Annotated in this window: 24 protein-coding genes, 7 tRNA genes and 1 pseudogene; 5 read left to right on the plus strand and 27 right to left on the minus strand. The window is 57.4% G+C overall.

Going from position 1 to position 25489, the window contains the following annotated elements; translation table 11 throughout:
• From Q0M74_RS04905 to Q0M74_RS04945, 9 genes and pseudogenes are all read right to left on the minus strand, one after another.
• Nucleotides 1-544, minus strand: a pseudogene (locus Q0M74_RS04905) (peptide ABC transporter); the annotation flags it as partial.
• A gap of 162 nt (nucleotides 545-706) precedes the next feature.
• Nucleotides 707-1888, minus strand: coding sequence for a protein translocase subunit SecF (gene secF, locus Q0M74_RS04910; protein ID WP_293952045.1), 1182 nt, complete (start codon nucleotides 1886-1888; stop codon nucleotides 707-709).
• 5 nt (nucleotides 1889-1893) lie between these two features.
• The gene (secD, locus tag Q0M74_RS04915; RefSeq protein ID WP_293952047.1) at nucleotides 1894-3828 is read right to left on the minus strand and encodes a protein translocase subunit SecD; all 1935 of its coding nucleotides are present in this window, start codon (nucleotides 3826-3828) and stop codon (nucleotides 1894-1896) included.
• A 367-nt stretch (nucleotides 3829-4195) separates the two neighbouring features.
• Complete coding sequence (gene yajC / locus Q0M74_RS04920) at nucleotides 4196-4621, minus strand: preprotein translocase subunit YajC (protein WP_293952049.1); 426 nt, start codon at nucleotides 4619-4621, stop codon at nucleotides 4196-4198.
• Between the two features lie 157 nt (nucleotides 4622-4778).
• Nucleotides 4779-5870 (minus strand): Holliday junction branch migration DNA helicase RuvB, encoded by a 1092-nt coding sequence (gene ruvB / locus Q0M74_RS04925; protein ID WP_293952052.1) that lies wholly within the window; start codon nucleotides 5868-5870, stop codon nucleotides 4779-4781.
• 19 nt (nucleotides 5871-5889) lie between these two features.
• Nucleotides 5890-6504 (minus strand): Holliday junction branch migration protein RuvA, encoded by a 615-nt coding sequence (gene ruvA, locus Q0M74_RS04930; protein WP_293952054.1) that lies wholly within the window; start codon nucleotides 6502-6504, stop codon nucleotides 5890-5892.
• A gap of 131 nt (nucleotides 6505-6635) precedes the next feature.
• A complete protein-coding gene (gene ruvC, locus Q0M74_RS04935; RefSeq protein WP_293952080.1) occupies nucleotides 6636-7343 on the minus strand; it encodes a crossover junction endodeoxyribonuclease RuvC in 708 nt (235 codons plus the stop codon).
• 229 nt (nucleotides 7344-7572) lie between these two features.
• Nucleotides 7573-8328 (minus strand): YebC/PmpR family DNA-binding transcriptional regulator, encoded by a 756-nt coding sequence (locus Q0M74_RS04940; RefSeq protein ID WP_293952056.1) that lies wholly within the window; start codon nucleotides 8326-8328, stop codon nucleotides 7573-7575.
• 286 nt (nucleotides 8329-8614) lie between these two features.
• Nucleotides 8615-9481, minus strand: a complete 867-nt coding sequence (locus Q0M74_RS04945) for an acyl-CoA thioesterase II (RefSeq protein WP_293952082.1) — start codon at nucleotides 9479-9481, stop codon at nucleotides 8615-8617.
• 117 nt (nucleotides 9482-9598) lie between these two features.
• On the opposite strand from Q0M74_RS04945, the gene Q0M74_RS04950 reads away from it, so the two are divergent.
• Nucleotides 9599-10075 carry a DUF3817 domain-containing protein gene (locus Q0M74_RS04950; protein ID WP_293952058.1) on the plus strand — a complete coding sequence of 159 codons (477 nt, stop codon included), beginning with the start codon at nucleotides 9599-9601 and terminating at the stop codon, nucleotides 10073-10075.
• Between the two features lie 63 nt (nucleotides 10076-10138).
• On the opposite strand, the gene pdxS is transcribed toward Q0M74_RS04950, so the two are convergent.
• The 16 genes from pdxS to Q0M74_RS05030 form a co-directional block, all read right to left on the minus strand.
• Entirely contained in the window at nucleotides 10139-11032 is an 894-nt protein-coding gene (pdxS, locus tag Q0M74_RS04955; RefSeq protein ID WP_293952060.1) for a pyridoxal 5'-phosphate synthase lyase subunit PdxS, read from the minus strand.
• 122 nt (nucleotides 11033-11154) lie between these two features.
• Nucleotides 11155-11622 carry a hypothetical protein gene (locus Q0M74_RS04960; protein ID WP_293952062.1) on the minus strand — a complete coding sequence of 156 codons (468 nt, stop codon included), beginning with the start codon at nucleotides 11620-11622 and terminating at the stop codon, nucleotides 11155-11157.
• A complete protein-coding gene (locus Q0M74_RS04965; protein ID WP_293952064.1) occupies nucleotides 11619-12713 on the minus strand; it encodes a glycosyltransferase family 4 protein in 1095 nt (364 codons plus the stop codon). The genes Q0M74_RS04960 and Q0M74_RS04965 overlap by 4 nt, the downstream gene beginning before the upstream one ends.
• A 3-nt stretch (nucleotides 12714-12716) precedes the next feature.
• On the minus strand, nucleotides 12717-13691 hold the full coding sequence (locus Q0M74_RS04970) for a phosphatidylinositol mannoside acyltransferase (RefSeq protein ID WP_293952066.1): 975 nt from the start codon (nucleotides 13689-13691) through the stop codon (nucleotides 12717-12719).
• A gap of 62 nt (nucleotides 13692-13753) precedes the next feature.
• Entirely contained in the window at nucleotides 13754-14428 is a 675-nt protein-coding gene (pgsA, locus tag Q0M74_RS04975) for a phosphatidylinositol phosphate synthase (RefSeq protein WP_293952084.1), read from the minus strand.
• Entirely contained in the window at nucleotides 14428-15003 is a 576-nt protein-coding gene (locus Q0M74_RS04980) for an HIT domain-containing protein (protein ID WP_293952086.1), read from the minus strand. The genes pgsA and Q0M74_RS04980 overlap by 1 nt, the downstream gene beginning before the upstream one ends.
• 142 nt (nucleotides 15004-15145) lie before the next feature.
• Nucleotides 15146-17245: a threonine--tRNA ligase gene (gene thrS / locus Q0M74_RS04985; protein WP_293952089.1), complete on the minus strand. Its 2100-nt coding sequence runs from the start codon at nucleotides 17243-17245 to the stop codon at nucleotides 15146-15148.
• Between the two features lie 180 nt (nucleotides 17246-17425).
• A complete protein-coding gene (locus tag Q0M74_RS04990; protein ID WP_293952068.1) occupies nucleotides 17426-18658 on the minus strand; it encodes a Dyp-type peroxidase in 1233 nt (410 codons plus the stop codon).
• A 29-nt stretch (nucleotides 18659-18687) separates the two neighbouring features.
• The gene (locus tag Q0M74_RS04995; RefSeq protein WP_293952070.1) at nucleotides 18688-19311 is read right to left on the minus strand and encodes a copper chaperone PCu(A)C; all 624 of its coding nucleotides are present in this window, start codon (nucleotides 19309-19311) and stop codon (nucleotides 18688-18690) included.
• Between the two features lie 12 nt (nucleotides 19312-19323).
• Nucleotides 19324-19878 carry a copper resistance protein CopC gene (locus Q0M74_RS05000; RefSeq protein WP_293952072.1) on the minus strand — a complete coding sequence of 185 codons (555 nt, stop codon included), beginning with the start codon at nucleotides 19876-19878 and terminating at the stop codon, nucleotides 19324-19326.
• A gap of 445 nt (nucleotides 19879-20323) precedes the next feature.
• Nucleotides 20324-20396: transfer RNA gene (locus tag Q0M74_RS05005), tRNA-Gly, on the minus strand.
• A gap of 35 nt (nucleotides 20397-20431) precedes the next feature.
• A tRNA-Val gene (locus Q0M74_RS05010) sits at nucleotides 20432-20503 on the minus strand.
• Nucleotides 20504-20539: 36 nt separating this feature from the next.
• Nucleotides 20540-20612: transfer RNA gene (locus tag Q0M74_RS05015), tRNA-Gly, on the minus strand.
• Between the two features lie 35 nt (nucleotides 20613-20647).
• A tRNA-Val gene (locus tag Q0M74_RS05020) sits at nucleotides 20648-20719 on the minus strand.
• Nucleotides 20720-20728: 9 nt separating this feature from the next.
• Nucleotides 20729-20799, minus strand: a tRNA-Cys gene (locus tag Q0M74_RS05025).
• Between the two features lie 41 nt (nucleotides 20800-20840).
• A tRNA-Gly gene (locus Q0M74_RS05030) sits at nucleotides 20841-20913 on the minus strand.
• A gap of 524 nt (nucleotides 20914-21437) precedes the next feature.
• On the opposite strand from Q0M74_RS05030, the gene Q0M74_RS05035 reads away from it, so the two are divergent.
• A tRNA-Val gene (locus Q0M74_RS05035) sits at nucleotides 21438-21509 on the plus strand.
• A 132-nt stretch (nucleotides 21510-21641) separates the two neighbouring features.
• On the opposite strand, the gene Q0M74_RS05040 is transcribed toward Q0M74_RS05035, so the two are convergent.
• Nucleotides 21642-21782 carry a hypothetical protein gene (locus Q0M74_RS05040; RefSeq protein ID WP_293952074.1) on the minus strand — a complete coding sequence of 47 codons (141 nt, stop codon included), beginning with the start codon at nucleotides 21780-21782 and terminating at the stop codon, nucleotides 21642-21644.
• 142 nt (nucleotides 21783-21924) lie between these two features.
• On the opposite strand from Q0M74_RS05040, the gene Q0M74_RS05045 reads away from it, so the two are divergent.
• Genes Q0M74_RS05045 through msrB form a run of 3 tightly spaced genes read left to right on the plus strand, consistent with a single transcriptional unit; the run spans nucleotide 21925 to nucleotide 24534 of the window.
• Nucleotides 21925-22623: a pyrimidine reductase family protein gene (locus Q0M74_RS05045; RefSeq protein WP_293952076.1), complete on the plus strand. Its 699-nt coding sequence runs from the start codon at nucleotides 21925-21927 to the stop codon at nucleotides 22621-22623.
• A 60-nt stretch (nucleotides 22624-22683) separates the two neighbouring features.
• A complete protein-coding gene (locus Q0M74_RS05050) occupies nucleotides 22684-24108 on the plus strand; it encodes a glycosyltransferase family 87 protein (RefSeq protein ID WP_366087850.1) in 1425 nt (474 codons plus the stop codon).
• A gap of 12 nt (nucleotides 24109-24120) precedes the next feature.
• The gene (msrB, locus tag Q0M74_RS05055) at nucleotides 24121-24534 is read left to right on the plus strand and encodes a peptide-methionine (R)-S-oxide reductase MsrB (RefSeq protein WP_293952078.1); all 414 of its coding nucleotides are present in this window, start codon (nucleotides 24121-24123) and stop codon (nucleotides 24532-24534) included.
• A 127-nt stretch (nucleotides 24535-24661) separates the two neighbouring features.
• Here msrB and hemQ read toward each other — a convergent pair whose 3' ends face one another.
• Complete coding sequence (gene hemQ / locus Q0M74_RS05060) at nucleotides 24662-25363, minus strand: hydrogen peroxide-dependent heme synthase (protein WP_366087854.1); 702 nt, start codon at nucleotides 25361-25363, stop codon at nucleotides 24662-24664.
• Nucleotides 25364-25489 lie beyond the last annotated feature (126 nt).

Raw genomic sequence — 25489 nt, forward strand, 5'->3', positions numbered from 1 at the left:
TGGCGTGGGCAGGCAGCAGCGTGCCCTGATCAAAGAGATAGCGCCAACGGGAACCAAAGCCCTCCTTGAACACCACCGTGGCCGAACGAGACCCACTGTGGCAGTCCACGCGTTCAATCTGGGCAGCCAGTGGCACATGGGAGTCAAAGACACTGGGCATCATCCCTGCCTTCGCGGCAAGCAGGAAATCATCACACACCACTGGTTCACCATCGGAATAGGTGGCCTCAGGATTGATCGTGTAGATCACCTGACTGTTGGCACCGGGCAGCACCTGTGTGGTCGCCAGATCCGTATTAGGAATCATCTGTCCGGAAGGGCCCTGGACATAGACAGCCGGATAAACCCGTGCCGCGAGCAGTGCCGCATCTGTGGCCACACCCAGGAGTGAACCAGCGTTGGTGGTGGCCAATGAGGAGTTCAATGCATAACCGAAATGGTTCTGCTCATGTGCTGATGGTTCCGGCTCTTGTGTGCCACAGGCGGTAGCCGCCAGGACGGACGCTGCAGCAAGTGCTGCTACGACCGCCTTCTTATTCACCATGGATGTGATACCCCGCCCTTCACGTTATGCGCCCCTGAGATTGTTCTTCAGTCCATCAAGTATATGGATGCAGTCCCATTAACACCCAAATCCCGCCACCGAGGGGAAACGGTGACGGGATCATGGGAAGAAAAAAGTGAGATACACCAGGCGGTGCAGGACCTAATTGCGGCCCGGCCTCCACGTGCCTCCGGATTGCCCTGGGTTCTCAGGAATTTCTGGCTTGACCACCGTGCGCTTGGCGCCGGTGACCTGACCATCCACAGGCTCAGCAAGCTCACCGTGGGTGGCGTCATCGTTTACCGGGATGCTGATGAATGCCGGGTCCCTTCCCTCACGTGCTGCGGCAACCGCGGCATTGTGCTTCTTCGTCTTGGCAGAACGGTTCTTCAGGTACACCAGGATCGGGGTGGCCAGGAACACCGAAGAGAAGGTTCCCTCAACGACACCGATCAGCTGGATCAGCGCCAGGTCCTTCAAGGTGCCCACACCCATCATCCACACCGCAACCACCATCAGCGCGATGATCGGCAGTGCGGCGATGATCGTCGTGGAGATCGAACGCATGAAAGTCTGGTTGACCGCAAGGTTGGCCTGCTCCGAATATGTCCGCCGGAGCGAATGTTCAAAGCCTTCCGTGTTTTCTCGGACCTTGTCAAAGACCACGACGGTGTCATAGATGGAGAAAGTCAGCACGGTGAGCAGACCGATGACGGTGGCAGGTGAGACCTCAAAACCAATGGTGGCGTAGATACCGGCGATGACAACAGCATCCACCAGCAGCGCCACCATCGCGGCCGCAGCCATCTCTTTTTCCAGACGCACGGAAATGTAGATCCCTGCCAACACCAGGAAGACCACCAGAGCAATAATCATGCGCTCGGTGATGGTGGAACCCCAGGACTCAGAGACAGTCGAGTTACCGACGGCATCTGGTGTGGCCACACCTTCAGAGTTCACGGGTTCGAACTCCTCGTAGATGGCCAGGCGGGCGGTTTCGATCTGATCATCGGTGAGTCGCTCGGAGTGGATCTCCAGGATGCGGGAATCACCGGAACCGACAATCTGAACCAGTTCTGGGGTGATGCCGGTGGCTTCGGTGAAAGTTTCCTCCACGGCTTCTGCTGAATAGTCAGCCGCAGGCATGTTCATCTTGGTGCCACCCTCGAAATCAATGCTGAGGGTGAAACCACGGACAGCGATGAAAAGGACGGACAGGATCAGCAGGATGCCGGTGATCCAGTACCAGAGCTTGGACTTGCCGATGAAGTCAATGCCACCTTCACCTGTGTAGAGGCTGTTGAAGGTGCCCTTGGACTTCTTCTCAGTATGAATCTTGCTCATGGGACTTACCTCTGCTCCTTCTCATTCGAACCGGGGGTGTCAGAGCTGTCAGGGGCATCTGTTGGGGTTGCCGATGCTGCTGGGGCCGCCACCGCGCCGACGTGGTGGAGTTCATCGAGCTCGCCACTGGCGCGTCGGTCCTCCACCAGTGTGTACACACGCGACATACCGTTGATGGCCGGCTTGGCGAAGACCGGCTTGCGGGAAGCCAGGATTACTAGTGGTGCGGTGACCAGGAAGGTGACCAGGATGTCGAAGACGGTGGTCAGGCCCAAGGTGAAGGCAAAGCCCTTGACTTCCCCGACCGCCAGGAGATAGATGGCGATGGCACCGATCAAGGTGACCATGTTGCCGGTGACAATCGTGCGCTTTGCCCTCTCCCAGGCTCGTGGAGCAGCAGACCTGAAGGATCTACCCTCACGGATCTCATCCTTGATGCGCTCATAGAAGACCACGAAGGAGTCTGCGGTTGTACCGATACCGATGATCAGACCAGCAATGCCCGCCAGATCAAGGGAGTAGCCGATCCAACGACCCAGCAGGATCAGAGATCCGTAGACCAGGACACCTGCTGCAACGAGGGTGAACAGGGAGACGAAGCCGAAGACCCGGTAGTAGGCGAAGACGAAGACCGCCACGAGTGCGATGCCCACGATGCCGGCGATGAGGCCAGCCTTCAGGGATGCTGCACCCAGTGATGGGGGAACCGTGGTGGTGGTGCCACCCCGCTCACCATTTTCACCGGCGAAGCTCAGTGGCAGTGCGCCATAACGAAGGTTGTTAGCCAGTTCCTGGGCTTCCTCCTGGGTGAAGTCACCGGTAATGGAGGTTGCACTGCCCACCGGGGTGGCGGACTGGATCACCGGTGCGGAGATGACCTCAGAGTCCAGGGTGATAGCAATCTGCTGCTGCAGGTAGGCATTGGTCAGGGCTGCCCAGGTGGCAGAACCCTGTTCACCGGAACCTGCTTTGAAGGCAAAGTTGATTTCCATCTGACCGGACTGGGAGTTGAAACCACCCGTGATCGGACGGTCGGTGTCAATCTCATTACCTGTCAGACGGGCACCGTCCTCCTCATCAGTCTCCCCTTCCAGCAGTGGAGCTGGATCCAGGATGTAGACACCACCGGTGGAACGATCACAGGCAACGAGTGGGAGGCGTGGATCATCGGTGCCGGCGATCGGATCCATCTCATCAGTGGTGCACTGCATCAGGGAGCTGGCGGCAATCTGGGTGGTGGGATCCACCGACTGACGGTCTGTGCGCAGCATCTCCGTGATCTCCTGACGACGCTCAGTGGCTTCGATGGAGTTCGCAGGTTCTGGCATCGACTCACTGCTCACGGTGGGGGCAGCTGCCGCCTCCTCCTCAGTGACCTCTTCCGCTGCGGGGTCCTCTTCAGCTGCTGCCTCCGCTGTAGGATCCTCGGACTGATCCACAGCCGTATTCATCTCCGCCAGTGCTGTATTAGCCTGCTCCTCAGAGATAACGCCATATTCAACCCAACGGTTGGCCATCTCCTCCAGGGTGGGCATCAACGTGGCCATATCGGGCATTCCCGCCTGACCAACCGGACGGAATAACAGTTGGGAGGTTTGGCCCAGTGCCTGGGCCTGAGCCGTGTCCTCACCTGGAACGGTGATCACCAGGGTGTTGCCGTCAGCAACAACACTGGCGCCGGACACACCCATGCCATTGACACGGTTCTCCAGAATCACACGTGCCTGGGACAACTGATCCTGTGTGGGCTCCTCACCCTGGGGAACCAGTGTGACACGGGTACCACCCTGCAGATCAATTCCCAGTTTCGGCGTCGCTGAGCGGTCACCTGTAAAAAATACGAGCGCGTAGATACCAAAGAGGATGAGCACAAATAACGCAATCGCGCGTTTCGGCCAAGCCTCCCAGGCACTGACGGCACTCTTTTTCTGCCGAGCCAAGTATGTCTCCTTAGTGAAATTGATCAATCAGTTTTCCATGCCATAACACCTGATCAGCCTGCTAAAGCAGGTGATACGTTCGGACGATCATGGAAAAACAGGTGCCGCTGAAGCATATGGCGGTGATCTGACATTGGTCAGTTCGACCACGACACGAAACATCGGGGTTGTTTATATCCCCCACCACGAAACCAAGAATACTTCCGTGATCAGGCACTTACCGTCGAATATGGTACGCCATCACAGCAACTTTGCCCTGGTTCGCCCCCGTGAAATTGGGCACGTCACCCGCCCAGGGAAACCTCAGGTGTTCTTAAGACACCAATACCCCTGGCATCGGGGGGTGATGCAGGGGCGTAATTAAAAACTAGCGGTTCTCCGGGTGTCCGTTGGACCTGTCCGGATCATCAGAATCTGGACGGTTCTCTGGGTGGAAATCAGAGTACTGATCATTCTCAGTGAGAAAGTTCCGATCAAAATCAGCAGAATCCAGAGAATCATCGGTGTCCATCACGGCATCAGCATGGGCTGCGTCCGTATCCACAACAACACGGACCACTGACATCTTCTCCCAGGTGGTGACAACACCTGGAGCAATCTCCAGGTCTACCAGGTCCCCGCTCAGAGATACGACATCCGCATGCAGACCCGCCGTGGTCACAACCCGGTCACCAGGCTGGAGGGCATCCTGCAGCTGCTGAATCTCAGCCATCTTTGCCCGCTGACGTTTATTCATCAGAATTGTCGGGAGTGCCAGCAGGACCAGGAGGACGAGAATAATAAGTATTTCCATAACTAGTGAGTGTGCCAGACACTACAGAGCTATAGCCAGCTGAAAAACGGATTTGTTGAATTTTCCACTATTTAGCTCACCCGCCTGATTCCAGGGCCCTTCATAGCGAAAAGCTAGGCACCTTCCTCAGGCCAGATGTCCACCTGTCATCAAACTGTCAGTAGTCTCCGATGGTTCCCTCAGGTGGCTCCATCCCGAGGTGACGCCAGGCAGCCGCAGTGGCGATTCGGCCACGTCCGGTCCGGGCAATCATTCCGGCACGGACCAGATAAGGTTCACAGACTTCCTCGACTGTTCCAGGCTCCTCACCCACCGCGATAGCCAGGGTGTTCACACCGACAGGTCCACCACCGTGGCCGCGGATCAGTGCACTGAGCACAGCCCGGTCCAGGCGATCCAAACCAATTTCATCCACATCAAAGACAATCAGAGCTGCGTTGGCTGCACCGAGGTTGATGTGCCCATCAGCATGAACTTCTGCAAAATCCCGCACGCGGCGCAGGAGGCGGTTGGCGATTCGTGGTGTGCCACGAGAGCGTGATGCGATCTCCACGGCAGCATCATCCTCGATGACAACCTCTAGAATCTTGGCTGTGCGCTTGACTACGCGAGTCAGGTCAGGCACATCGTAGAATTCCATCTGTGCTGTAAAGCCGAAACGGTCACGCAGTGGGCCGGTCAGCATGCCTGAACGGGTGGTGGCTCCCACCAGGGTAAAGGGTGGAATCTCCAATGGGATGGACGTGGCACCTGGCCCTTTACCCACGATGACATCGATGCGGAAGTCCTCCATGGCCATATAGAGCATTTCCTCTGCAGGGCGCGCGATGCGGTGGATCTCATCAATGAAGAGGACATCGCCTTCCATGAGGTTCGACAGCATGGCAGCCAGATCACCTGCACGCTCCAGCGCAGGTCCCGACGTCATGCGCAGGCTGGTCCCCAATTCCTGGGCCACGATCATCGCCATCGTGGTCTTACCCAGGCCCGGCGGGCCAGACAGAAGAACGTGGTCGGGGACCACTCCCCTCTTCTTGGCCCCAGTGAGCACGAGGCTCAGCTGATCCCGAACCTTTGGTTGACCGATGAATTCATCCAGGGACTTCGGACGAAGTGTCACCTCCGCCTCCGCATCCTCCGGCTGCACATTGACATCAACGCTTGCATCCGGACTGCGTCCGGGATTGCCTGTACGACGCGGAGGTATACCTCCGGGGATTTCAAATTCCGTGCGTTCCACATCATTCATGACATGTCACCCCGCTTCCCTATTTTCCACTCAGTTTAGCCAGCGCAGCCCGAAGAGCTGCTGAGGTATCCAACTCTGGATCGGCGGTGAGTACAGCAGCCACTGCATCATCAGCCTGCTTCTCGGTGAAGCCAAGTCCGGTCAATGCCTGGGTGACCTGGTCAATGACCACCACCGGCGCCACGCCCTGTACCAGTGAGGATTCCTCACGGGCGTCTACCACACCGGCGGTGAAGGCCCCAACCTTGTCTTTCAGTTCAACGATGAGCCTTTCCGCCATGCGCTTACCCACTCCCGGGACACGTTGCAGGGTCTTGGAGTCTCCACCGGCAATCGCCTGGGAGATCTCAATCGGTGTGAGTACCGACTCACATGCCAGAGCCAGGCGCGGCCCCAGTCCCGTCACGGTCTGAAGGAGGGCAAACATCTCCCTGGTCTGATCATCGATGAAGCCATAAAGCTTCATGGCATCCTCACGGACAACCATGGTGGTCAGAATCAGAGTCTCCTCACCCCGTTGAAGCTGCGAGAGAGTATTTGGCGTGGTGGTCACCTCATAACCGACTCCCTGGCATTCAATGACAGCAGATCCCAGACCAATGCTGATGACAGTTCCACGAAGTGAGGCGATCATGTTTAAGACTCTCCTGAATCAAAAAGGGAAGAAAGGATACGTTTCCACCTGTGAGGGTGGAACAACTATTAAGTTCATAGCGGATGCAACAGACGGGAATATTCACCGAGAGGTAGCTTGCCCGATGAGATTCAAGGTGGATCTATCCGGCTGGGATGAGCTGCCTTGGCAGATTCAATGTGGGCGGCGCGCTCCCGGTCAACAATGTTGGTGGTGCCAGAACCAGAGGATTCCGTGGATTGATCAGCGGTGTTTTTTGCATTGAGTGTGGCCTTGGCCTTACCGAGTTTGCCCTGATACTGACGACGACGGTGCTCCAGATCAGCAGCAGTCATCTTGGTGCGCATCAACAGGGGTGCACGCCAGCAGTGACAGACAGCCAATGCCAGGGCATCAGCAGCATCCGCTGGCTTCGGCGCCTCTGCCAGGCCGAGAATTCTGGTGATCATCACCGTCATCTGCTTCTTGTCAGCGCGACCATTGCCGGAGACGGCCTTCTTCACCTCACTGGGTGTGTACATGTGGACCGGCAGGCCACGTTCCGCAGCAGCCAGAATCAGGACGCCGACGGCATGGGCGGTATTCATCACGGTAGAGACATTGCCACGCTCAAATATCCGCTCAATGGCGACGACATCAGGGGTGTACTCATCCATCCACTCGCCCACTGCCCGGCTCAGCCGGAGGAGGCGTTCAGCAAGTTCTGCATCTGAGGGGGTTCTGACCACGCCGACCGAAACCGGGTAGACGGTTCTGCCATGACCGGCTTGAACCACAGATAAACCACATCGGGTCAGGCCGGGGTCAATGCCCATCACCCTCAAACCCTCATGGTTCATCTGATCCCTCATTCATCCATTTGCCCGGTGCGGCACAACGATGCTGTCAGCTTCTTCTGCCGAGTCATGGTGATGCCCCCACCGGATTCAACGTTGGCAACTACCCATATTTTTAGCACACAATAGCGATAACCCCGCCATTCACCGGCGTGGTTTGCACGGGGTGGGAGGCGGGGTGTGTGTCCACCATCGTCATGGGGATGGTGTCCGCTGTGGTGCTTAACCGGTACTAGTCGTTTTCGAGCTCAGCGATGACCTCGTCGGAGAGGTCGACGTTGGTGTAGACATTCTGAACGTCGTCAGATTCTTCGAGGGCATCAACTAGGCGGAAGATCTGGCGGGCGCCGTCAGCATCAAGGGGGACTTCAACGGATGCTCGGAAGTCAGAATCAGAGTCCTCGACTTCGATGTCAGCTGCTGCCAGTGCTTCGCGGACTGCTTCCAGGTCAGTTGGTTCACAGGTGATTTCAAAGAGTTCGCCGAGGTCGTGGACTTCTTCAGCGCCTGCGTCCAGGACAGCCATGAGAACATCGTCTTCGGTGAGTTCGCCCTTCTGGACATGGACAACGCCGGTGCGGGTGAACATATAAGAGACGGAACCGGATTCGCCCAGGTTGCCGCCGTTCTTGGACATTGCGGTGCGTACTTCGGTGGCTGCACGGTTGCGGTTGTCGGTGAGGCATTCGATCAGGATGGCAACGCCGTTGGGTCCGTAGCCTTCATACATGATGGGTACCCAGTCTGCACCACCGGCTTCTTCGCCTGATCCGCGCTTGCGGGCGCGTTCGATGTTGTCGTTGGGTACTGAGGCCTTCTTAGCCTTTTTGATCATGTCATCGAGGGTCGGGTTGGCGGAAGGATCTCCGCCACCCATGCGGGCTGCAACTTCGATGCTCTTGACCATCTTGGCGAACTCCTTGCCACGCTTGGCATCGTTCGCGGCCTTCTTATGCTTGGTAGTCGCCCATTTGGAGTGGCCAGCCATATGCATCCCTTTCGTCGTGAGTGCCCCAGCATCCACCAGGAAAACCCTGGATTCCGCGGATTGGTCGGCCCTGACTCAAAACCCCGGTTTCACGGGGGAGCAGGCGAGATATCTGTCAGCGGCGCGAGAGCCGGTCGGCTTCGCTGGACGTGGAGTCGGTAGGTGGAACCACTCTGATTATACGCATTGGTCAAGTGAAAAGACCGCTACCCCACCCATATACCTATCGGAGTACCGGATTGTGGCCAGGCCAGGTGAGTGAGGGAGCCAGTAGGAGAATGTTCTTCTACGCTTCTTTGTCCCCAAGGTTTTTCTTTGGCACAGAGGGGGCACCTTCACGCAGATTTCTGGTCAGGCCTTCCTGGTTGACAATCGCCACGAGGTCCCCTTGACGGTTGAAGATCCTGCCATGCGTCAATGCACGGCCTCCGGAGGCCGAAGGGGAACGCTGGTCGTAGAGAAGCCATTCATCGGCACGGAAAGGTCGGAGGAACCACATGGCGTGATCAAGGGATGCCATCTGGACTCTTGCTTCCGGGTGCGGGGCAAGCGCGCTGGGTAGCAGGGTCATATCTGACATATAGGCCAGGGTGCAGATGTGGAAGGTCGGATCATCTGGGAGCTTGGCCTTGGAGCGAAACCACACTGCCTGTTCTGTGGCCGTGTGAGGATTCTTCTCATAGGCCGATTGCGGGACAATCCTGATGTCCCAGTCCGCCCATTCCCCCAGTAAAGCCCTGGAGCCATGTGGAAGGTTGCTTGTGGCATTGTCGAATTCTTCTGGTCCGGGGATATCGCGCATCACGTCGGCATGTTCAATGCCTTCATCATCGCGACGGTGGAAGCTGGCCTGCATGCTGAAGATGACTTCACCGTCCTGCATCGCCTTGACAATTCTGGAGCAGAAGCTGCGACCATCACGGATCCGGTCGACGAGGAAGATCGTGGGGCGATCAGATTTTCCACCTTTGAGGAAGTAGCCGTGTAACGAGTGCACACCGAATTCATCGTCGACCGTTCGTGTAGCCGAGACGAGTGCCTGTGCGGCTACCTGTCCCCCGAAGGTTCGGGCAAGTTCTGACTTAACCACCGGGCCGCGATAGATATCCCGGTCGATTTCCTCGAGTCCGAGGATGTATTCGATTGACTCGATCATCGACTTCTCCTTGTTGTCATATCTCTTTACTGCTGGTGAGGTTCCTCACAAACCCTAGTACGTCAGGATACTCCGGTGGGACATAAGGCCAGTGGGTCAGTTATGGTTGCAGCCATGACGCCAAAAAATCTGCATCGCGCCGCAGCCCTGCTGGAAATGGTCACCTGGACTGTGCTGATCGTGGGCATGATCCTGAAATACAGTGGAATCACTGAAGCTGTTGTTCCGATCGCCGGTGCTGTTCATGGATTTGGCTTCCTCTGCTTTGCTGCCATCACCATCACCGTGTGGGTGAACAACCGTTGGACCTTCGCCCAGGGTGTCGCCGGCCTGGTGGTCTCCATCATCCCGTGGGCCGCCCTGCCCTTCACCCTGTGGGCGGATAAGAAGGGCATCCTCGACGAAGGATGGCGCTTCACCACCGCTGAGGAAGAACCAAAGACCTTCGCTGACAAGATCCTTGCGCAGCTGGTCCGCCACCCACTGCGTTCGATCCTCATCATCGTGGTGATCATCGTGATCATCTATGTCATCCTGCTGACTGTCGGTCAGCCCTATGACCCCGATGCTCTGGTGGAGTCGGTGAACTAAGTCCGTGATGATATGAAAAATGCCCTGCAGGAATCCTGCAGGGCATTTTTAGGCTTTTAGCTTCTACCAGCCGCGTTCAGAAAGGCGGTGGGCAACCGGGAGGTCATCGACATTGATGCCCACCATGGCTTCACCCAGTCCACGGGAGACACGGGCGATGGCATCGGGGTCGTTGAAGTTCTGGGTGGCTTCCACGATGGCACGGGCACGCTGCTCCGGGTTTCCGGATTTGAAGATACCTGAGCCGACGAACACGCCATCAGCACCGAGCTGCATCATCATTGCGGCGTCCGCCGGGGTGGCGATGCCCCCTGCGGTGAACAGCACGACGGGGAGTGTGCCGGTTCGGGCAACCTCACAGACCAGGTCATAAGGTGCCTGGAGTTCCTTGGCAGCAACGTAGAGTTCATCCTCAGCCATGGACTTCAGACGGTTGATCTCCCCACGGATGGTGCGCATGTGGGTGACCGCATTGGAGACATCACCGGTACCTGCCTCCCCTTTGGAGCGGATCATCGCAGCCCCCTCATTGATCCGGCGGAGAGCCTCGCCCAAGTTGGTTGCCCCACAGACAAAAGGAACATTGAAGTCCAGCTTGTCAATGTGGTGTGTGTAGTCAGCCGGGGTGAGGACCTCAGATTCATCGATGAAGTCAACGCCCAGGGACTGGAGTACCTGGGCCTCGACGAAGTGTCCGATGCGGGCCTTCGCCATGACCGGGATGCTGACAGCGTCGATGATGCTGTCGATCATGTCCGGGTCCGACATGCGTGAGACCCCACCCTGGGCGCGGATATCAGCGGGGACGCGCTCCAGTGCCATGACGGCGGAGGCACCGGATCCTTCTGCGATGCGGGCCTGTTCGGCGGTGACGACATCCATGATGACACCACCCTTGAGATGGTCGGCCAGGCCGGTCTTGATGCGGGGGTTGGTGAGGATTGTTGGTGCTGACACGACGGTGTGAAGCCTCCTGAGATTGCAATAAATTTTCTTAGAACTAAAAACTCAACATTAAACAATGTTCAACAAGAACGGTAAAGAGACGCTAATTACATTCACTGCACCCACAGCAGTGGTTATTCCACGATGTCGGTATCCACCAGTTCAAAGTACTCCGGCAACGGTGCCCTACCCCCCAGGCGCAGTGTCCGGATGGAGGCCCGGGTACGGAGATCACGGGTGTCGGTCACCGCCTCATTGTAGAAACGGTGGGCCAGTTCAACCCGTGCTGCAGCATCCACCAATGCTTCCGGCACCGGTGGCTGTTGGCTGAGAATCATCTCGGAAATCCGCCGTTCTGCACGGGACCGGTCTGCAAACCGGGAGTAGATCAACGGGATGGATTCCGCATGACGGGCGGCTTCCGTGGCTCCTGGAATGAGAGCCCCCACCAGGGCTGCCCGTCGATCCAGCGCCGCCTGGAGAGCCTGCCGGGAAGAGTCGGTGCGAATGTGCAGCCGGTTGAGCCGCTGCGCAGTGCTGTAGGCCCACAACACGATGGCGGTGATCACCACCGCCACAGCTATCAGGACAATGGTGCTCACTTCAGCGTCACCTTGGACCCCATGGCCACGGTTTCATAGACCACCATGATGCGTGCTGCCACAGTCGACCAGTCATAGTGGCGCGCACGCCGTCTGCCCGCCTCGATGAGTGCGTTGCGGGTGGTCGGGGCGTCGATAAGCGTGCGGAGTTTTTCCTCAAGGTCCCGGTCCGAACCGGTTGTGAACAATAAGCCGGCAGGTGAACTGGATTCCCAGTCCACAACTAAGGAAAATGCCTCCAGGTCGCTGGCCAGCACAGCACAGCCCGCTGCCATCGCCTCGACGAGAACGATACCGAAACTCTCACCACCGGTATTCGGTGCGACGTAGATATCTGCACGCCTCAGAATCTCAGCCTTCTCCACATCACTGACGCGACCGACAAAGTTGATTCCTGGGATCTCACGCTTGGCACCGCCGCCGATGACCGTGCAGATCACCTCACGGTCCAGTCGTGCCAAGGCACGCAGCAGAATATCCAGCCCTTTGCGGGACTCGTCGATCCTGCCGAGGAAGACAATCTCCACCGGCCCATCCCCCGCCACAGCTGCCTGATGTTCCCGGGCAAACATCTCAGTATCCACCCCATTGGGAATGAGTACGGGATCTCCACCCAGCTGTTCCACCTGCCACCGCCTCGCCATTTCGGAGACGGCAATGCCTGCGCGGATCTTCTCCAACTGTGGTTTCAGAACCGGCAGCGCGGCATGCAGGATCCTCGAACCGGAGCTGGAGGCATGATAGGTGGCCACAATCGGGCCATGCGCCAGGAACAGTGATGCCATGGAAAAGCTGGGTGAATTGGGTTCGTGGATGTGGAGGATATCAAAATTCCCCTCACGGATGAAGGCCCTCACCTTACTGAACATCCGGGGACCAAAGCTGACACGCGCCACCGAACCGTTATAGGGAATGGGGAAACTCCGTCCACCACGCACTACAAAATCAGGGACTTCGGTATCCTGACTGCAGGGCCCCAGTACTTGGACGTGATGGCCCTGCGCAATGAAGGCTCGCGCCAGGTCAAGAATGTGGGCTTGAACCCCGCCTGGTTCATCGAAGGAGTACGGGCAGACAATACCAATGCGCACAGCCTAGTCCTCCTCCTCAACAGAATTATCCAATGTGTCAGCTGACCATGAGTTCGGTCCTCGGTCCTGATCCAGATCACTGAACCACAGGGGCTGCAGCATGTGCCAATCCTCAGGATGCGCCGCGATATTGGCGGCAAAGAGATCTGCCAGGCGCTGGACCGTGGTGGGAAGATCATCCACATCCACCTCATCAGAGACACTGAATCCCCACCCCGTGTCACCATCAAACCAAGAATGGGCCACGTGCAGTGCTGCACCGGTTTCCATGGCCAACAGTGCCGGCCCGGCCGGCATCGAGGTCTGCTCCCCGAAAAACATGGTGGGCACACCGGATTTGCGCAAATCACGCTCACCCATCAGGCACACCACTCCACCAGCTTCCAGTACTTCTTTCAGCTGTGCAAAAGGTGGGGTCTGTCCACCTGTCAGGGCCAGAACATCGAATCCCAGCGATTGACGGAAATCCACAAACGCGTTGAACAGTGCTTCAGGTTTGACCCGTTCCGCCACCGTGGTGAATTGACCATGGTGTCCGACGAGGAAAGTGCCTGCCATATCCCAGTTGCCGGTGTGTGGAAGGGTGAGGATAACCCCCCGCCCACTCTGTAGTGCTGCATCCAGTTGATCCATGCCCACCATGCCTGCGACCAGACGGTCATGGAGGTCAGCATCTCCGGTCATGGAGGGAAGACGAAAGGCCTCCAACCAGTACCGCGCATAGCTGCGCACAGATGCACAGATCAGCTCGTCGGTGACGTTCTCAGCACCCACCACGCGGGCAAGGTTGGCACGCAACTGTGGCATACCCTTACCATTTTTGCTGGCCAGATCCGCACCGAGGTTGAATAATCTCCGTGCCACCGGCAAGGGTAGGAGACGAACCATTCGCCATCCAGCCACATAGCCCAGTGCTACGAGGTTTTCCCCACGGTTCTCAGGATGTTTCAGACCATGGAACAACTCCCTGATCGTCATGTCAAACCTTTCCTTAGACAGTCGGCAAGGGAGCTCTTCCCCTTTAGAAGTCAGAAGGCAGATTACTGCTGTCCTTCCGGCGTGACATCGCTGTACTGTGTCTGCGCGCCCTTGGGTGCCTTGATCCGATCATTGGCATAAGGGGACTTGCCAGCCATGATCAGTCGCTGCAACACGGTGAATATGCTTCCGACAGCAAGAACCCACAGGGCTATATCGATGGCATAAGGGACACCGAATCCGGTCAGCCCCAAACCAACCAGGCTGATGATGAGACGCTCAGGACGTTCAATCAATCCGCCATCCATCGTGAAACCTGAGGCTTCTCCCCTGGCCTTCACATAGGAGATGATCTGTGAGGAGGCCAGACAGATCAGTGATGCTGCCACCAGTGACTGCGGTGCATCATAGGAGTACACCAGCCACCAAGTGATCGCCGCGAACAGAGCACCATCAGTGATGCGGTCACAGCTGGCATCCAATGTTGCACCGAACTTGGTTCCACCGCCTTGCATCCGGGCGACAGTGCCGTCAATCATGTCAAAGGCGGCAAATAACCCGGTGAGAATGGCCGCCCACACCAGATGTCCGGTGGGGATGAGGATCAATGCGATCAACACGGTCAGCGTCGCGCTGACCAGGGTCAGCTGATTCGGACTGACCCCCAGGCGGATCATCAGTCGAGCTACCGGCTCCACCACCACCTGTGCGGGTTTGCGACCATGAACACCAAGCATCAGCAAGCCTCCGGATTATCAGCAGCACCCATGACCACTGTGGTCACGGCCGATGTCAGACTGGGGTCAGTGACGCCCGGGGCACCATCAAGCTCGCCCCAGGCACTGGCCAGCAGTGCCCGTGTCTGGCGCAGGGTCTGCGGTAGCACCTTGGTCCCATCGATCACAGTCATGAAATTGGCATCACCTGACCACCTTGGAACAATGTGGACATGCAGATGATCACCCACGGAACCGCCTGAGGCCTTACCCAGGTTCAGTCCCACGTTGACGGCATGGGGATTCGAGACTGTTTTCACAGCCTTGATCGCCGTCTGGGTGAACAACATGAGCTCAGCAGATTCCTCCGCGGTGAGATCTTCCAGGTTGCGCTCTTTGCGGAAGGGCACCACCATCATGTGCCCGGCGTTGTAGGGGTACAGGTTCAGTACGCAGTACACCGTCTCGCCCCGGGCCACGATCAGACCGTCTTCATCAGACATCTTCGGAACTTCCAGGAAGGGATCCCGTTTCACCGCATCAGCTTCCCCCTGTGCAGCATCGCTGCTGCGCGGATGGGTCTTGATGTAGTTCATTCGGTAGGGAGCCCAGATACGTTCCAGACGATCCGGGACACCCACACCCTGGTCAAGATAAACCTGGTTTTCAGTCTCCCGACCAGTCTCCAGGTTGGTCTCCCGGTTTATATCCGAGTGCTCCTCCCCCGGGGTATGCGGCTCACCTGCGGGCAGCAATGGTTTCCTCACTCGGCTGAGCGTTGTTACGCTCAGTGATCCAGGTAGAGATCAAGGCCACAGCCTCATCGACCGGTACACCATTGACCTGAGTGCCGTCGAGGAAGCGGAAGCTGACTGCTCCTGCCTCCACATCGCGGGCACCGGCCAGCAGCATGAAAGGTACCTTGCCGGTGGTGTGGTTACGGATCTTCTTCTGCATACGGTCATCTGAGGTGTCCACGGTGGCGCGGATACCCCTTTCACGCAGCTGCGCGGTGATGGCCTCCAGGTGTGGGATGCAGTCATCAGCAACTGGGATGCCCATGACCTGCTGTGGTGCCAACCATGCTGGGAAGGCACCGGCGTAGTGCTCGAGCAGAACACCGAAGAAGCGTTCGATGGAACCAAAGAGTGCGCGGTGGATCATGATCGGCTGCTGTTTGGAACCATCCGAAGAGGTGTACTCCAGGTTGAAGCGCTCTGGCATGTTGAAGTCCAGCTGGACTGTGGACATCTGCCAGGTACGGCCGATGGCGTCCTTGGCCTGCACGGAGATCTTAGGGCCGTAGAAGGCGGCACCTTCTGGGTCCGGAACCAGGTCCAGGCCGGAGTTGGTGGCCACGCGCTGGAGGATCTCGGTGGAGCGCTCCCAGATCTCATCGGAGCCCACGAACTTCTTCGGGTCCTTGGTGGAAAGTTCCAGGTAGAAATCATCCAGGCCGTAGTCCTTCAGCAGGGAGATGATGAAGTCCAAAACGGTGGTCAGCTCTGATTCCAACTGATCCTCGGTGCAGTAAATATGGGCATCATCCTGGGTGAAACCACGGGCACGGGTGAGTCCGTGGACCACACCGGACTTCTCATAGCGGTAGACGGTACCGAACTCGAATAAACGCAGTGGGAGTTCACGGTAGGAACGTCCACGGGAGTCGAAGATCAGGTTGTGCATCGGGCAGTTCATCGGCTTGAGGTAGTAATCCTGACCAGGCTTGGTCTCATTACCCTCAGCGTCATATTCTGCATCCAGCTGCAGTGGTGGGAACATGCCGTCCTTGTAGAAACCCAGGTGCCCGGACTTCTCGAAGAGATCGCCCTTGGTCACGTGTGGGGAGCTGACGAAGGAGTAGCCAGCGGCAATGTGGCGACGGCGAGAGTGCTCCTCCATCTCCATGCGGATGGTGGCACCGTTGGGGTGGAATACCGGCAGACCGGAACCGATCTCATCTGGGAAGGAGAACAGGTCCAGTTCGTTACCCAGGCGGCGGTGGTCGCGCTTTTCCGCCTCAGCCAGCATGGTCTGGTACTCGTCCAGCTTCTCCTTGGATTCCCAGGCGGTGCCGTAGATACGCTGCAGGCCGGCGTTGTCCTGATCCCCTCGCCAGTAGGCGGCAGAGGAACGGGTCAGTGCGAAGGCCGGGATGTAACGGGTGGTGGGGATATGCGGTCCACGGCACAGATCCGACCACTCCACCTCGTTGGTGCGTGGGTTGACGTTGTCATAAGCAGTCAGTTCACCGGCACCGACCTCGGTGGCCTCATCAGAGTTCGGGTCAACATTACCCTTGTCCTGGATGAGTTCCAGCTTGTAGGGCTCGTTGGCCAGTTCTGCTGCGGCAGCCTCAGTGGACTCATAGACGCGGCGTTCAAACTTCTGGCCGGTCTTGATGATCTTCTTCATCCGCTTCTCAATGGCCTTGAGGTTCTCCGGGGTGAAGGGCTCTGCAACATCGAAGTCATAGTAGAAGCCGTTGTCGATGGCCGGTCCGATTCCCAGCTTGGTGCCCGGGAACTCAGCCTGGACGGCCTGTGCCAACACGTGAGCGCACGAGTGGCGGATGACAGCTCGACCATCCTCGCTGTTGGCAGGTACTGCTGTGAACGTTGCAGTCTCCTCCGGCACATGGGACAGGTCTTTCAGCTGTCCTTCGGCATCTTTTGCACAGACAATGGCGTCATCGCCCTTGTTGGGCAGTTCGAGCTCCCGCATGGCCTGGCCGATGGCGGTGCCTGCTGGTACTTCGAATTCCACGAAGTTGTGGGGTTCAACGGAGGTGTTCACGGAAATTGCGCTCCTTCGTGCGCTCATGTGAACCAGCGGCATACCTGGCCGCCGGTTCACTAATATCAAGGTGCGCAGTTGACCACTGGTGATGTTCCACATCTTCAGGTCTCACGCCGGTATGTCCGCCCTGCGTCCTGTTCACAGAATGCAGGGAAGCGGACCTATGGCGTTTGAGAGACCAAGGTAGTCAACTGTCGTGGAACATCCTACCGTGTGTGCCTATGCCTGAAGCAGTCCGGCACCCCAGAATGTATCTCGGTCGGGATCCCCAGGATCAGTGCCGGGTGGTATGAAGAACACAGCAGAACCGATATGGGTGATCCACTGGTTGAGGCGGTCGCCTTCATCCAGTCGTTTCTGGATCGGGGTGAACTGTAGATCAGGGTTCTTCTGGAAACAGATGAACACCATTCCGGAGTTGGACAGCTCCTCGGAAGTGGGGTCAGGCTCCAGGTCATAGGCGTAGACACGTCTGAGGATCACCTGTTCCGGGTGGCCTTCTGCCGGCTTGGAGCGTGCCATGTGGCTGACCGGGTCAATGACGGGGAGTCCGTAGCTGTCTGTTGCGGAATAATCCGGTTCATCGAATTCATCCGTGCCGGTCAGTGGTGCACCGGTGTCTAGCGTGCGGCCCACTGAGACCTCACGTGAGGTACGATCCAGAATCTCCCAGGTGTCCAGATTCATGGCGATGCGGCGCACCACCATGGCGGTCCCCTGCTGTGCCCACACAGGTCCTTCATCAATCCAGGCTGCCTCCTGGATTTCCTCCTCGGTTCGCGGGTTGACGGTGCCGTCCTTCTGCCCGAAGAGGTTCCGCGGGGTAGCGTCCTTCTCCCGTGCGCCGTTGGCATTGAGGAAACCGCTCTGGAACCAGCGGGTGCTCACATAGTCCACACCTGCGCGGATCATGTGGCGGGTGGCATGGCTGAGCGTCATCGGATCGTCAGAACATACCTGGAGCACCAGGTCCGCCTCACCCCAGCGGTCATCCAGCTGGTCCCTGTCGAAAGCAGGGATCGGGTGCAACCATTCGGGGCGCTGATCAACAATGCCGGCGATATCAAATAGTCGGGAGCCAAACCCACAGGTGATGGTGAGATTTGAGGGGCTCACCGCCATCTCCGGTTCCAGGCTGCCCAGTGGAGTCTGTCCATGACACAGCGCGCGTGCGTCCTCAGTCCAGAGGCGCATCAGGCGGATGATGCCGTCACGGTCCACGCCGGGGCGCACGGTGAAGGCGACCAGATTCAGGCTCGCCTGCTGTGGCGTGGCAATTCCAGCCTGATGCACCCCGTCAAAGGCCACCGTCTGGGTGGCCAGGTTGGAAGCAGCGCTTATCGACGCCTTCCCCTCACCGTTGTCAGCCTCCGCACCGGGTGCGCAGGCCATCAGGGCCGAACCGCCGGCAATGACGCCGGCCCCGGCCAGGAACCCCCTACGGGTAACCATGAACATCCTTCCCCTTAGTTGAAGAACCGTTAGTGAGCTGAGTGGTCGACTCCGTCATGGCCCATCAGCTCTCCCTCTTCCCCATAGCTCTCATCACCGGCGGCAATGGTACGAACCGGAATCGGCTCCAGGTCAACCTCGGTGCCATTATCCAGCTCCAGGGTGATCTCCACGGTGTCGCCAGCCTCAATAGGTGCAGACAGACCCATCAACATGAAGTGGTCCCCGCCTGGGGCCAGTTCATGACTGTCACCGGCACCGATGGCAAAGCCACCTTCCTTCTCCTGCATGACCCCGTCTACGACTTCGTGGATCTCATAGCTCTCTGCCTCCACGGAGGCCGTGAATCCGGTAATGGTGATGTCATCCTCGGAGTTGTTGAGGATGCTGCCGAATACGGAGGTCATCGGGTTGCCCTCGACGGTGGCACGCACCACGGCATCAGAGATGCTCAGGAGGGAATCAGCATCGGAATCCGCAGTGGCTGAACCCGTTGCTGAACCGGCGGTGGCACTTGCTGTTGCGGAGGTGACCGCATCCTCCGTGTTATCCGCCGGGGAGTTGTTTTCATTGGCCGGGGAACATGCGGCAAGTGCAAGTGCACCCACCAGCAGCATGCTACCTGCAAAAGAATTCTTGATGGTGAGTTTCATGGCGTTTTACTCCTAGTTAGAATTACGGTTCTTGGCGATCATCATGACGATCGCTCCGGCAATGACCAGCACACCTACGCCACCCAGGATCCAGTTCCATGGCGCTGCAATACCTGAGTTCTCAGATGTCTCATCAGCAGTGGTGTCAACGTCTTCGGCTGGTGCTGCAGATTCAGCAGGTTCTGCGGTTTCTTCCTGAGCTGTCTCCCCTTCACCACCGGCGACCTCAAAGCTGACTGAGCCCTTGGTAGCATGTCCATCTGATGAGGTGATCTGGAATCCCACGGTGTAGTTGCCCGGGGCACGCTCCACGTCCTGCGGCACATCAAAGCTTAAGACCCGTTCGTCGATCTCCGGCTCACCGGAGTAGAGGATGTCTCCTGAGTCCGCATTGCTCAGGGCCACGGTGTTGAAGAGTTCCTGCGGGATTCCGGAGAACTCAAGTTCAATGGTTTCAGGGAACTCCTCGACCACTGCCCCATTTTCTGGGGTTGAGGTGAGCACGACATCATGAGCGGATGCCGTCGGGGACAGAGCAAAGGGCATGGCACCAAGCATTCCAACCATAGCTACCGCTGCGACCTTCCGGAAGTGGGTTCCGTTCCAGCCGCCTGCTCGCTGAATCATGCCTGTTGTTGTCTGTGCCATGGAATCCTCTCAGTTGTCTGATGCCACGCTTGACGGTTCCTCCCATCAGCATGGAGCGCTGATAAAAGTCCGATAATCGTGCTGGAAACCTGATTTAATTTCAGGTTCGGGAGAGTTGTCGAAAACCAGTCCCGATTAGTTCCAGCACTTCAACCTCAAAGCCGTGAATTCTGGAAATTAACCAAAGCCTAACCAGTTCAGAGCCCCAAAATGAAACTTTGTGATCTGCACTACTAAACAGTTAGCAAAGCTGATCAAGGCCTCATAGCCCTTCTCCGCGGCGCTCAGCCCCCACCAGCCACGCGTCTTGGAAAACAACTAAGGCCGTCATGCTAGAGAAAGCATGACGGCCTTAATATCATTGAGCGGATGACGAGACTCGAACTCGCGACCCTCACCTTGGCAAGGTGATGCGCTACCAACTGCGCTACATCCGCATGAACCTAGTTTTAAGAGTTAGTTCAAACTCTTGTGCGCGATACTGGGATTGAACCAGTGACCTCTTCCGTGTCAGGGAAGCGCTCTCCCGCTGAGCTAAACGCGCGGGTTCATTTCATGCCGATTGGCCCGGTGAAATGAGAGCGGATGACGAGACTCGAACTCGCGACCCTCACCTTGGCAAGGTGATGCGCTACCAACTGCGCTACATCCGCATGAACCTAGTTTTAAGAGTTAGTTCAAACTCTTGTGCGCGATACTGGGATTGAACCAGTGACCTCTTCCGTGTCAGGGAAGCGCTCTCCCGCTGAGCTAAACGCGCTTTACTACGAGGTGGAAACGGGAATCGAACCCGTGTGCACGGTTTTGCAGACCGTTGCCTCACCACTCGGCCATTCCACCGTGGCGGTAATTCCCGCCTCAGGTACGAATAAACGTACCAGAGCGGATGACGAGACTCGAACTCGCGACCCTCACCTTGGCAAGGTGATGCGCTACCAACTGCGCTACATCCGCATTCACTGCACTGAACTCAATCTGTATTGATTGCTCTCTGTGCTGCGAGAACCAACTTTAGCCCGAACTGCTCGAACAACACAAATCCGCAGCTAGATAACTAAATCAATCCTAATTCCCAGGACAAATAAGAACATCAGGTGAATTACAGCGACGTAGTTCTGCAGCACATAGCCCTAAAGCACCGGATTGAACATTGTTTAATCCCAAATAGAAGAAATTCGATAGAGGGAAGTCGCCATCTCTCGCCTCTGCCAGGAATTTGATCATAGAGTCTGACATAGACCCCCAGCTTTCCAACCCCCACCATCTCAGCCCATCTCCCCCTCTCCACATGCGAGACAACACCCGGCCACCCCAGTCCCCTCCGTGGTTAAGAACCACACTCGCGGTAAAAATCTCTTCTTTATATAGAGAGAAAATTTCTATCACCCTGGGGCACCGCTCAAACACCGGAAATTAGGAAGTTTCAATAACATCGTGTTAACTTCAAATTGCACCAATGAGATTCACTCATTCGTTGCGGTCCTATGGCTCAGTGGAAGAGCGTTCCGTTCACACCGGAAAGGTCGCTGGTTCGAACCCAGCTAGGACCACATTCACCCCGATCATCTTAAAAGATGATCGGGGTTTTCTCATGCCCATGAGGTGGCTCGCAAACGCACCCGCCACCAAACCGATGATGGACGCTCCCACGATCTACACAGTTTTCATAGTTCTGGCCACGCTCACCACATCCCGGAGAATAAAACAGTATCCGGAAGATTGGCATAGGCAACCTCAAGGTCATATTCGGGGATGCCCAATGCGATGAGGACATTCCAGATGAGCAGGGTGCCGACCGCGTATGAGGTGTAAATAAAGTCCATTCCTGAACACTAACTAAATAATCCCTGGCCGGGGACTTAATTCATTATTTTTCCCCCCGGACGTGTCTAATATCAGGGTTACTCCCGCTCCCCCACACTCCACGATGGCCCCGCACCTAAACCCACAGCTAAACTCACCCTCATGGGTGATATCACGGAGCAGCTCATCGGCCCGGTCCTTCCTGTGGGGGAACCGGAACTACGTACGGTGCTGGTCACCACCATTGCCGGATCAACATCCACCGGTGGAACCTCGGGTCATCTGGGTAATGACACAGATACTGCACTGTTGCTGGGCCTGCGCGAGTGGGCTGATGTGGTGCTGGTCGGTTCTGCAACCGTGAAGGCAGAAGACTATGGCGGTGTGCTGATCAATGACTCCGGGCAACACGACCGACGTGTGCGCGGGCAGCAGCCTGTTCCTCCGATCGCTGTGATGTCTTCATCACTGAACTTTGACACCACCACGCGTTTCTTCACTGAGGCCCCCACCGCACCGATCATCATCACGAACAACACTGACCACACCAGGCTCGCTGCACTGAAGGCCACCGGGGCACACCTGATCCACGTCGACGGCATGGGGGTCCAAGTGGTCGTCGACAAGCTTCGTGCAGGGGGTTATGCCCGCATCAGCTGCGAGGGCGGCGCATCGGTCTACGCCCAGGTTGTTGATGCCGGACTGGTTGACGTGTGGCATCACACCCTGGACCCGTCATTGTCTGGCACCGTGGAGAAACCCGTTGTACGTGGCGGCAGCCCCAAACGTGTGCCCATGCGGCTGGAACATTCTCACCTGGATACAGACAGCACCCTCTTTCTGCGGTACCGGCGCAGCTAGGGATGCGGGAATGGGGTGTTGGACTGCACTCCTGCCCACCCCATTCGATAGATTGGAACAGTGAGTTCCCCAGCTAATCCGCACCTCGACGATGCAAACTTGTCGACGACCACCCCAGCCTTCCCGGACGCCCCCACACCGCGGCCGCGCCGGAGCCAGTGGGACAGAATCGGCAACGCCGTAGGATGGCCGCTCGCCATCATCTTGATGGCACACCGCTTCTTCATCCTGGCCATCAATGGTTCCGTCACCGATGACTTCACCACGGTGTACAGCGCACTGCGCCGTTTCATCGAGGGCACACCCGTTTATAACGAGATCTACCACCATGTGGATCCCCATTACCTGTACAACCCCGGTGCCACTCTCCTATTGGCTCCGCTCGGCTATATCACGGACTTCACGCTCGCCCGGCTGGCCTTCATCGCGGTCAACCTGGTCGCCATTGTCATCGCACTGGGCATCATGACCCGCATGGTCGGGTTCGCCCTGCGCAGCATGGTGTGGCCGCTGTCCATCGCGCTAGCAATGCTCACTGAAACTGTCCAGAACACACTGATCTTCTCCAATATCAACGGCATTCTGCTGTTGATGATGGTGTTGTTCCTCTGGTGCGTCATCCATGAGAAATCCTGGATCGGTGGACTCATCATCGGCCTGGCCATCCTGGTTAAGCCGATGTTTCTGCCGCTGCTCTTCCTGCCCCTGGTGAAGAAGCAGTGGGGCGCCCTGATCATCGGTGTGCTGATGCCCGTGGCTTTCAACCTGGCAGCCTGGCCCCTGGTGCCCGGCGCCTCCGACTACATCACCCGTACCATGCCCTATCTGGGGGAAACCCGCGACTTCGCCAACAGCTCCCTACCCGGCCTGGCCATCTACTTCGGCATGCCCAGCTGGATGGAACTGACCTGGTTCCTGGTGTTTGGATTCATGGTGGGCATCGCGGTCCTGGCCCTGTTGAGGTTCCGTAACACCGAACCCTTCTTCTGGGCGGCCACCACCTCAGGAATCCTGCTCACCGGAGTATTCTTCCTGTCCTCCCTGGGCCAGATGTACTACTCCATGATGATCTTCCCGATGATCTTCACCCTGCTGACACCACGTTCGGTGTTCCACAACTGGGTGGCATGGATGGCAGCATTCCTCTTCCTCACCCCATCAACCTTCGCTTCACCCCACTGGCCAGACATCGCACGCTGGGTGGAATTTTTCCGGGCCACTGCTGGTTGGGGATTATTGATAGCAGTCACATTTGTTTCAGCTGTAATCTGGTTCATGGCAGATATTCGGAAGAAACGTGGCGGATCCAGTGTGGGTGAAGATCCCACGCTGAGCGGTGGAGCTAACGGTGGGATTATCCCACCAGCTAGCTCCGGACTGTTCACCGCAGGAGGATCCACTCCCATGGGAGGACCAGCCGCAGCCGATGGTGGATTCGACTTCCCTACCAACAGCCCACCTGAAACATCGCCGAAGAATATCTAGAGAGAGGAAAACATGACCGACTTCAAACTGATCACTGATTCTGAATGGCGTGAGCGCCTCAACGACAGGGAGTACCACGTCCTTCGTGAGGCTGGTACCGAACCACCACACGTAGGTGAATACACCGACACCACCACCGAGGGCGTCTACAGCTGCCGCGCCTGTGGTGATGAGCTGTTCCGCTCCACGGAGAAGTTTGATGCCCACTGTGGCTGGCCTTCCTTCTTCTCCCCTCTTGCCGCCGACAAGATCATCGAGAAGGAAGACCACTCACTGGGTATGCGCCGGGTTGAGGTCTTGTGTGCCAACTGTGGTTCCCACATGGGCCATGTCTTTGAGGGCGAGGGTTTCCAGACCCCCACTGACCTTCGCTACTGCATCAACTCCATCTCCCTGACCTTGGAGGAGAAGCCTGTCACCGAATAGGTGATGTGGGGGTTTCTCCAGAACAGTGCAGAAAACGCCTGTTGCGCACCGTTAATTAACGGTGCGCAACAGGCGTTTTCTCTGTAGCCAAAGCCAAGCAGAGCAACTGAGTGCCCTGGCTTAGACTTTAAGGCAGGATCTCGATGAGCTCGGAGATGTCATCAACCCGGTGGCCGGAGACGAATGGCAGTTCCTCACGGACATGCATGCGGGCCTCGGTGTAGCGCATCTTGTGCATGAGGTCGACGATGCGGTGCATCTCATCAGCCTCGAATGCCAGCATCCATTCGTAGTCGCCCAGGGCGAAGGCACTGAGGGTGTTGGCGCGGACATCAGGGAAGTCCCGCGCCGCCTGGCCGTGGTTGACCAGGATCTTCTGGCGCTCGCCTGGATCCAGGAGGTACCACTCATAGGAACGGACGAATGGATAGACCGTGATCCACTTCTTCGGCTCCTCCCCCATGATGAATGCCGGAAGATGGCGCTTGTTGAATTCGGATGGGCGGTGGATGGCGTTTCCGATCCAGTACACCTCAGAAACCTGACCCAGGATGGTGGTGCGACGGAAGTCGGCGAAGGCCTTCTGCAGGTCCTCGAACTCCTCTGAATGCCACCAGATCATGTAGTCAGCGTCAGCGCGCAGACCGGAGGCATCATAGATGCCTCGGATGGTGATCTTGCCTTCATCTGCAAGATTCTTGAAGAACTCGCGTGCCTGCTCGATGACCGTGGTGCGGTCATCGTCCAATGCGCCGGGGATAGCGCGGAATACTGCCCACTGGGAGTATTGCTGCACCTTATTGAGATTTAAGTAGTCGAGCTCGCTCACAGGTTGTCTTCCTTTCATGGACACCGTCGGGTTCGACGGTGATCCGATTGCGGACGAGAGAATCTGGTGCGAACCGCCACGGTTCCAGTCCATGACCCATCGGCGGAACGCGCTTGAAAACTCGCA

This window comes from uncultured Corynebacterium sp. (genome assembly GCF_945649885.1).
In the GTDB taxonomy this organism is placed as follows: Bacteria; Actinomycetota; Actinomycetes; order Mycobacteriales; family Mycobacteriaceae; genus Corynebacterium.

Excerpts from the sequence above, each read along its gene's own strand:
- secF (WP_293952045.1), bottom strand. The coding sequence starts at position 1,888 with ATGAGCAAGATTCATACTGAGAAGAAGTCCAAGGGCACCTTCAACAGC.
- yajC (WP_293952049.1), bottom strand. The coding sequence starts at position 4,621 with ATGGAAATACTTATTATTCTCGTCCTCCTGGTCCTGCTGGCACTCCCG.
- ruvB (WP_293952052.1), bottom strand. The coding sequence starts at position 5,870 with ATGAATGATGTGGAACGCACGGAATTTGAAATCCCCGGAGGTATACCT.
- ruvA (WP_293952054.1), bottom strand. The coding sequence starts at position 6,504 with ATGATCGCCTCACTTCGTGGAACTGTCATCAGCATTGGTCTGGGATCT.
- ruvC (WP_293952080.1), bottom strand. The coding sequence starts at position 7,343 with ATGAACCATGAGGGTTTGAGGGTGATGGGCATTGACCCCGGCCTGACC.
- Q0M74_RS04940 (WP_293952056.1), bottom strand. The coding sequence starts at position 8,328 with ATGGCTGGCCACTCCAAATGGGCGACTACCAAGCATAAGAAGGCCGCG.
- Q0M74_RS04950 (WP_293952058.1), top strand. The coding sequence starts at position 9,599 with ATGACGCCAAAAAATCTGCATCGCGCCGCAGCCCTGCTGGAAATGGTC.
- Q0M74_RS04970 (WP_293952066.1), bottom strand. The coding sequence starts at position 13,691 with ATGACGATCAGGGAGTTGTTCCATGGTCTGAAACATCCTGAGAACCGT.
- pgsA (WP_293952084.1), bottom strand. The coding sequence starts at position 14,428 with ATGCTTGGTGTTCATGGTCGCAAACCCGCACAGGTGGTGGTGGAGCCG.
- Q0M74_RS04980 (WP_293952086.1), bottom strand. The coding sequence starts at position 15,003 with ATGAACTACATCAAGACCCATCCGCGCAGCAGCGATGCTGCACAGGGG.
- thrS (WP_293952089.1), bottom strand. The coding sequence starts at position 17,245 with ATGCCGCTGGTTCACATGAGCGCACGAAGGAGCGCAATTTCCGTGAAC.
- Q0M74_RS04990 (WP_293952068.1), bottom strand. The coding sequence starts at position 18,658 with ATGGTTACCCGTAGGGGGTTCCTGGCCGGGGCCGGCGTCATTGCCGGC.
- Q0M74_RS04995 (WP_293952070.1), bottom strand. The coding sequence starts at position 19,311 with ATGAAACTCACCATCAAGAATTCTTTTGCAGGTAGCATGCTGCTGGTG.
- Q0M74_RS05000 (WP_293952072.1), bottom strand. The coding sequence starts at position 19,878 with ATGGTTGGAATGCTTGGTGCCATGCCCTTTGCTCTGTCCCCGACGGCA.
- Q0M74_RS05040 (WP_293952074.1), bottom strand. The coding sequence starts at position 21,782 with ATGGACTTTATTTACACCTCATACGCGGTCGGCACCCTGCTCATCTGG.
- Q0M74_RS05045 (WP_293952076.1), top strand. The coding sequence starts at position 21,925 with ATGGGTGATATCACGGAGCAGCTCATCGGCCCGGTCCTTCCTGTGGGG.
- msrB (WP_293952078.1), top strand. The coding sequence starts at position 24,121 with ATGACCGACTTCAAACTGATCACTGATTCTGAATGGCGTGAGCGCCTC.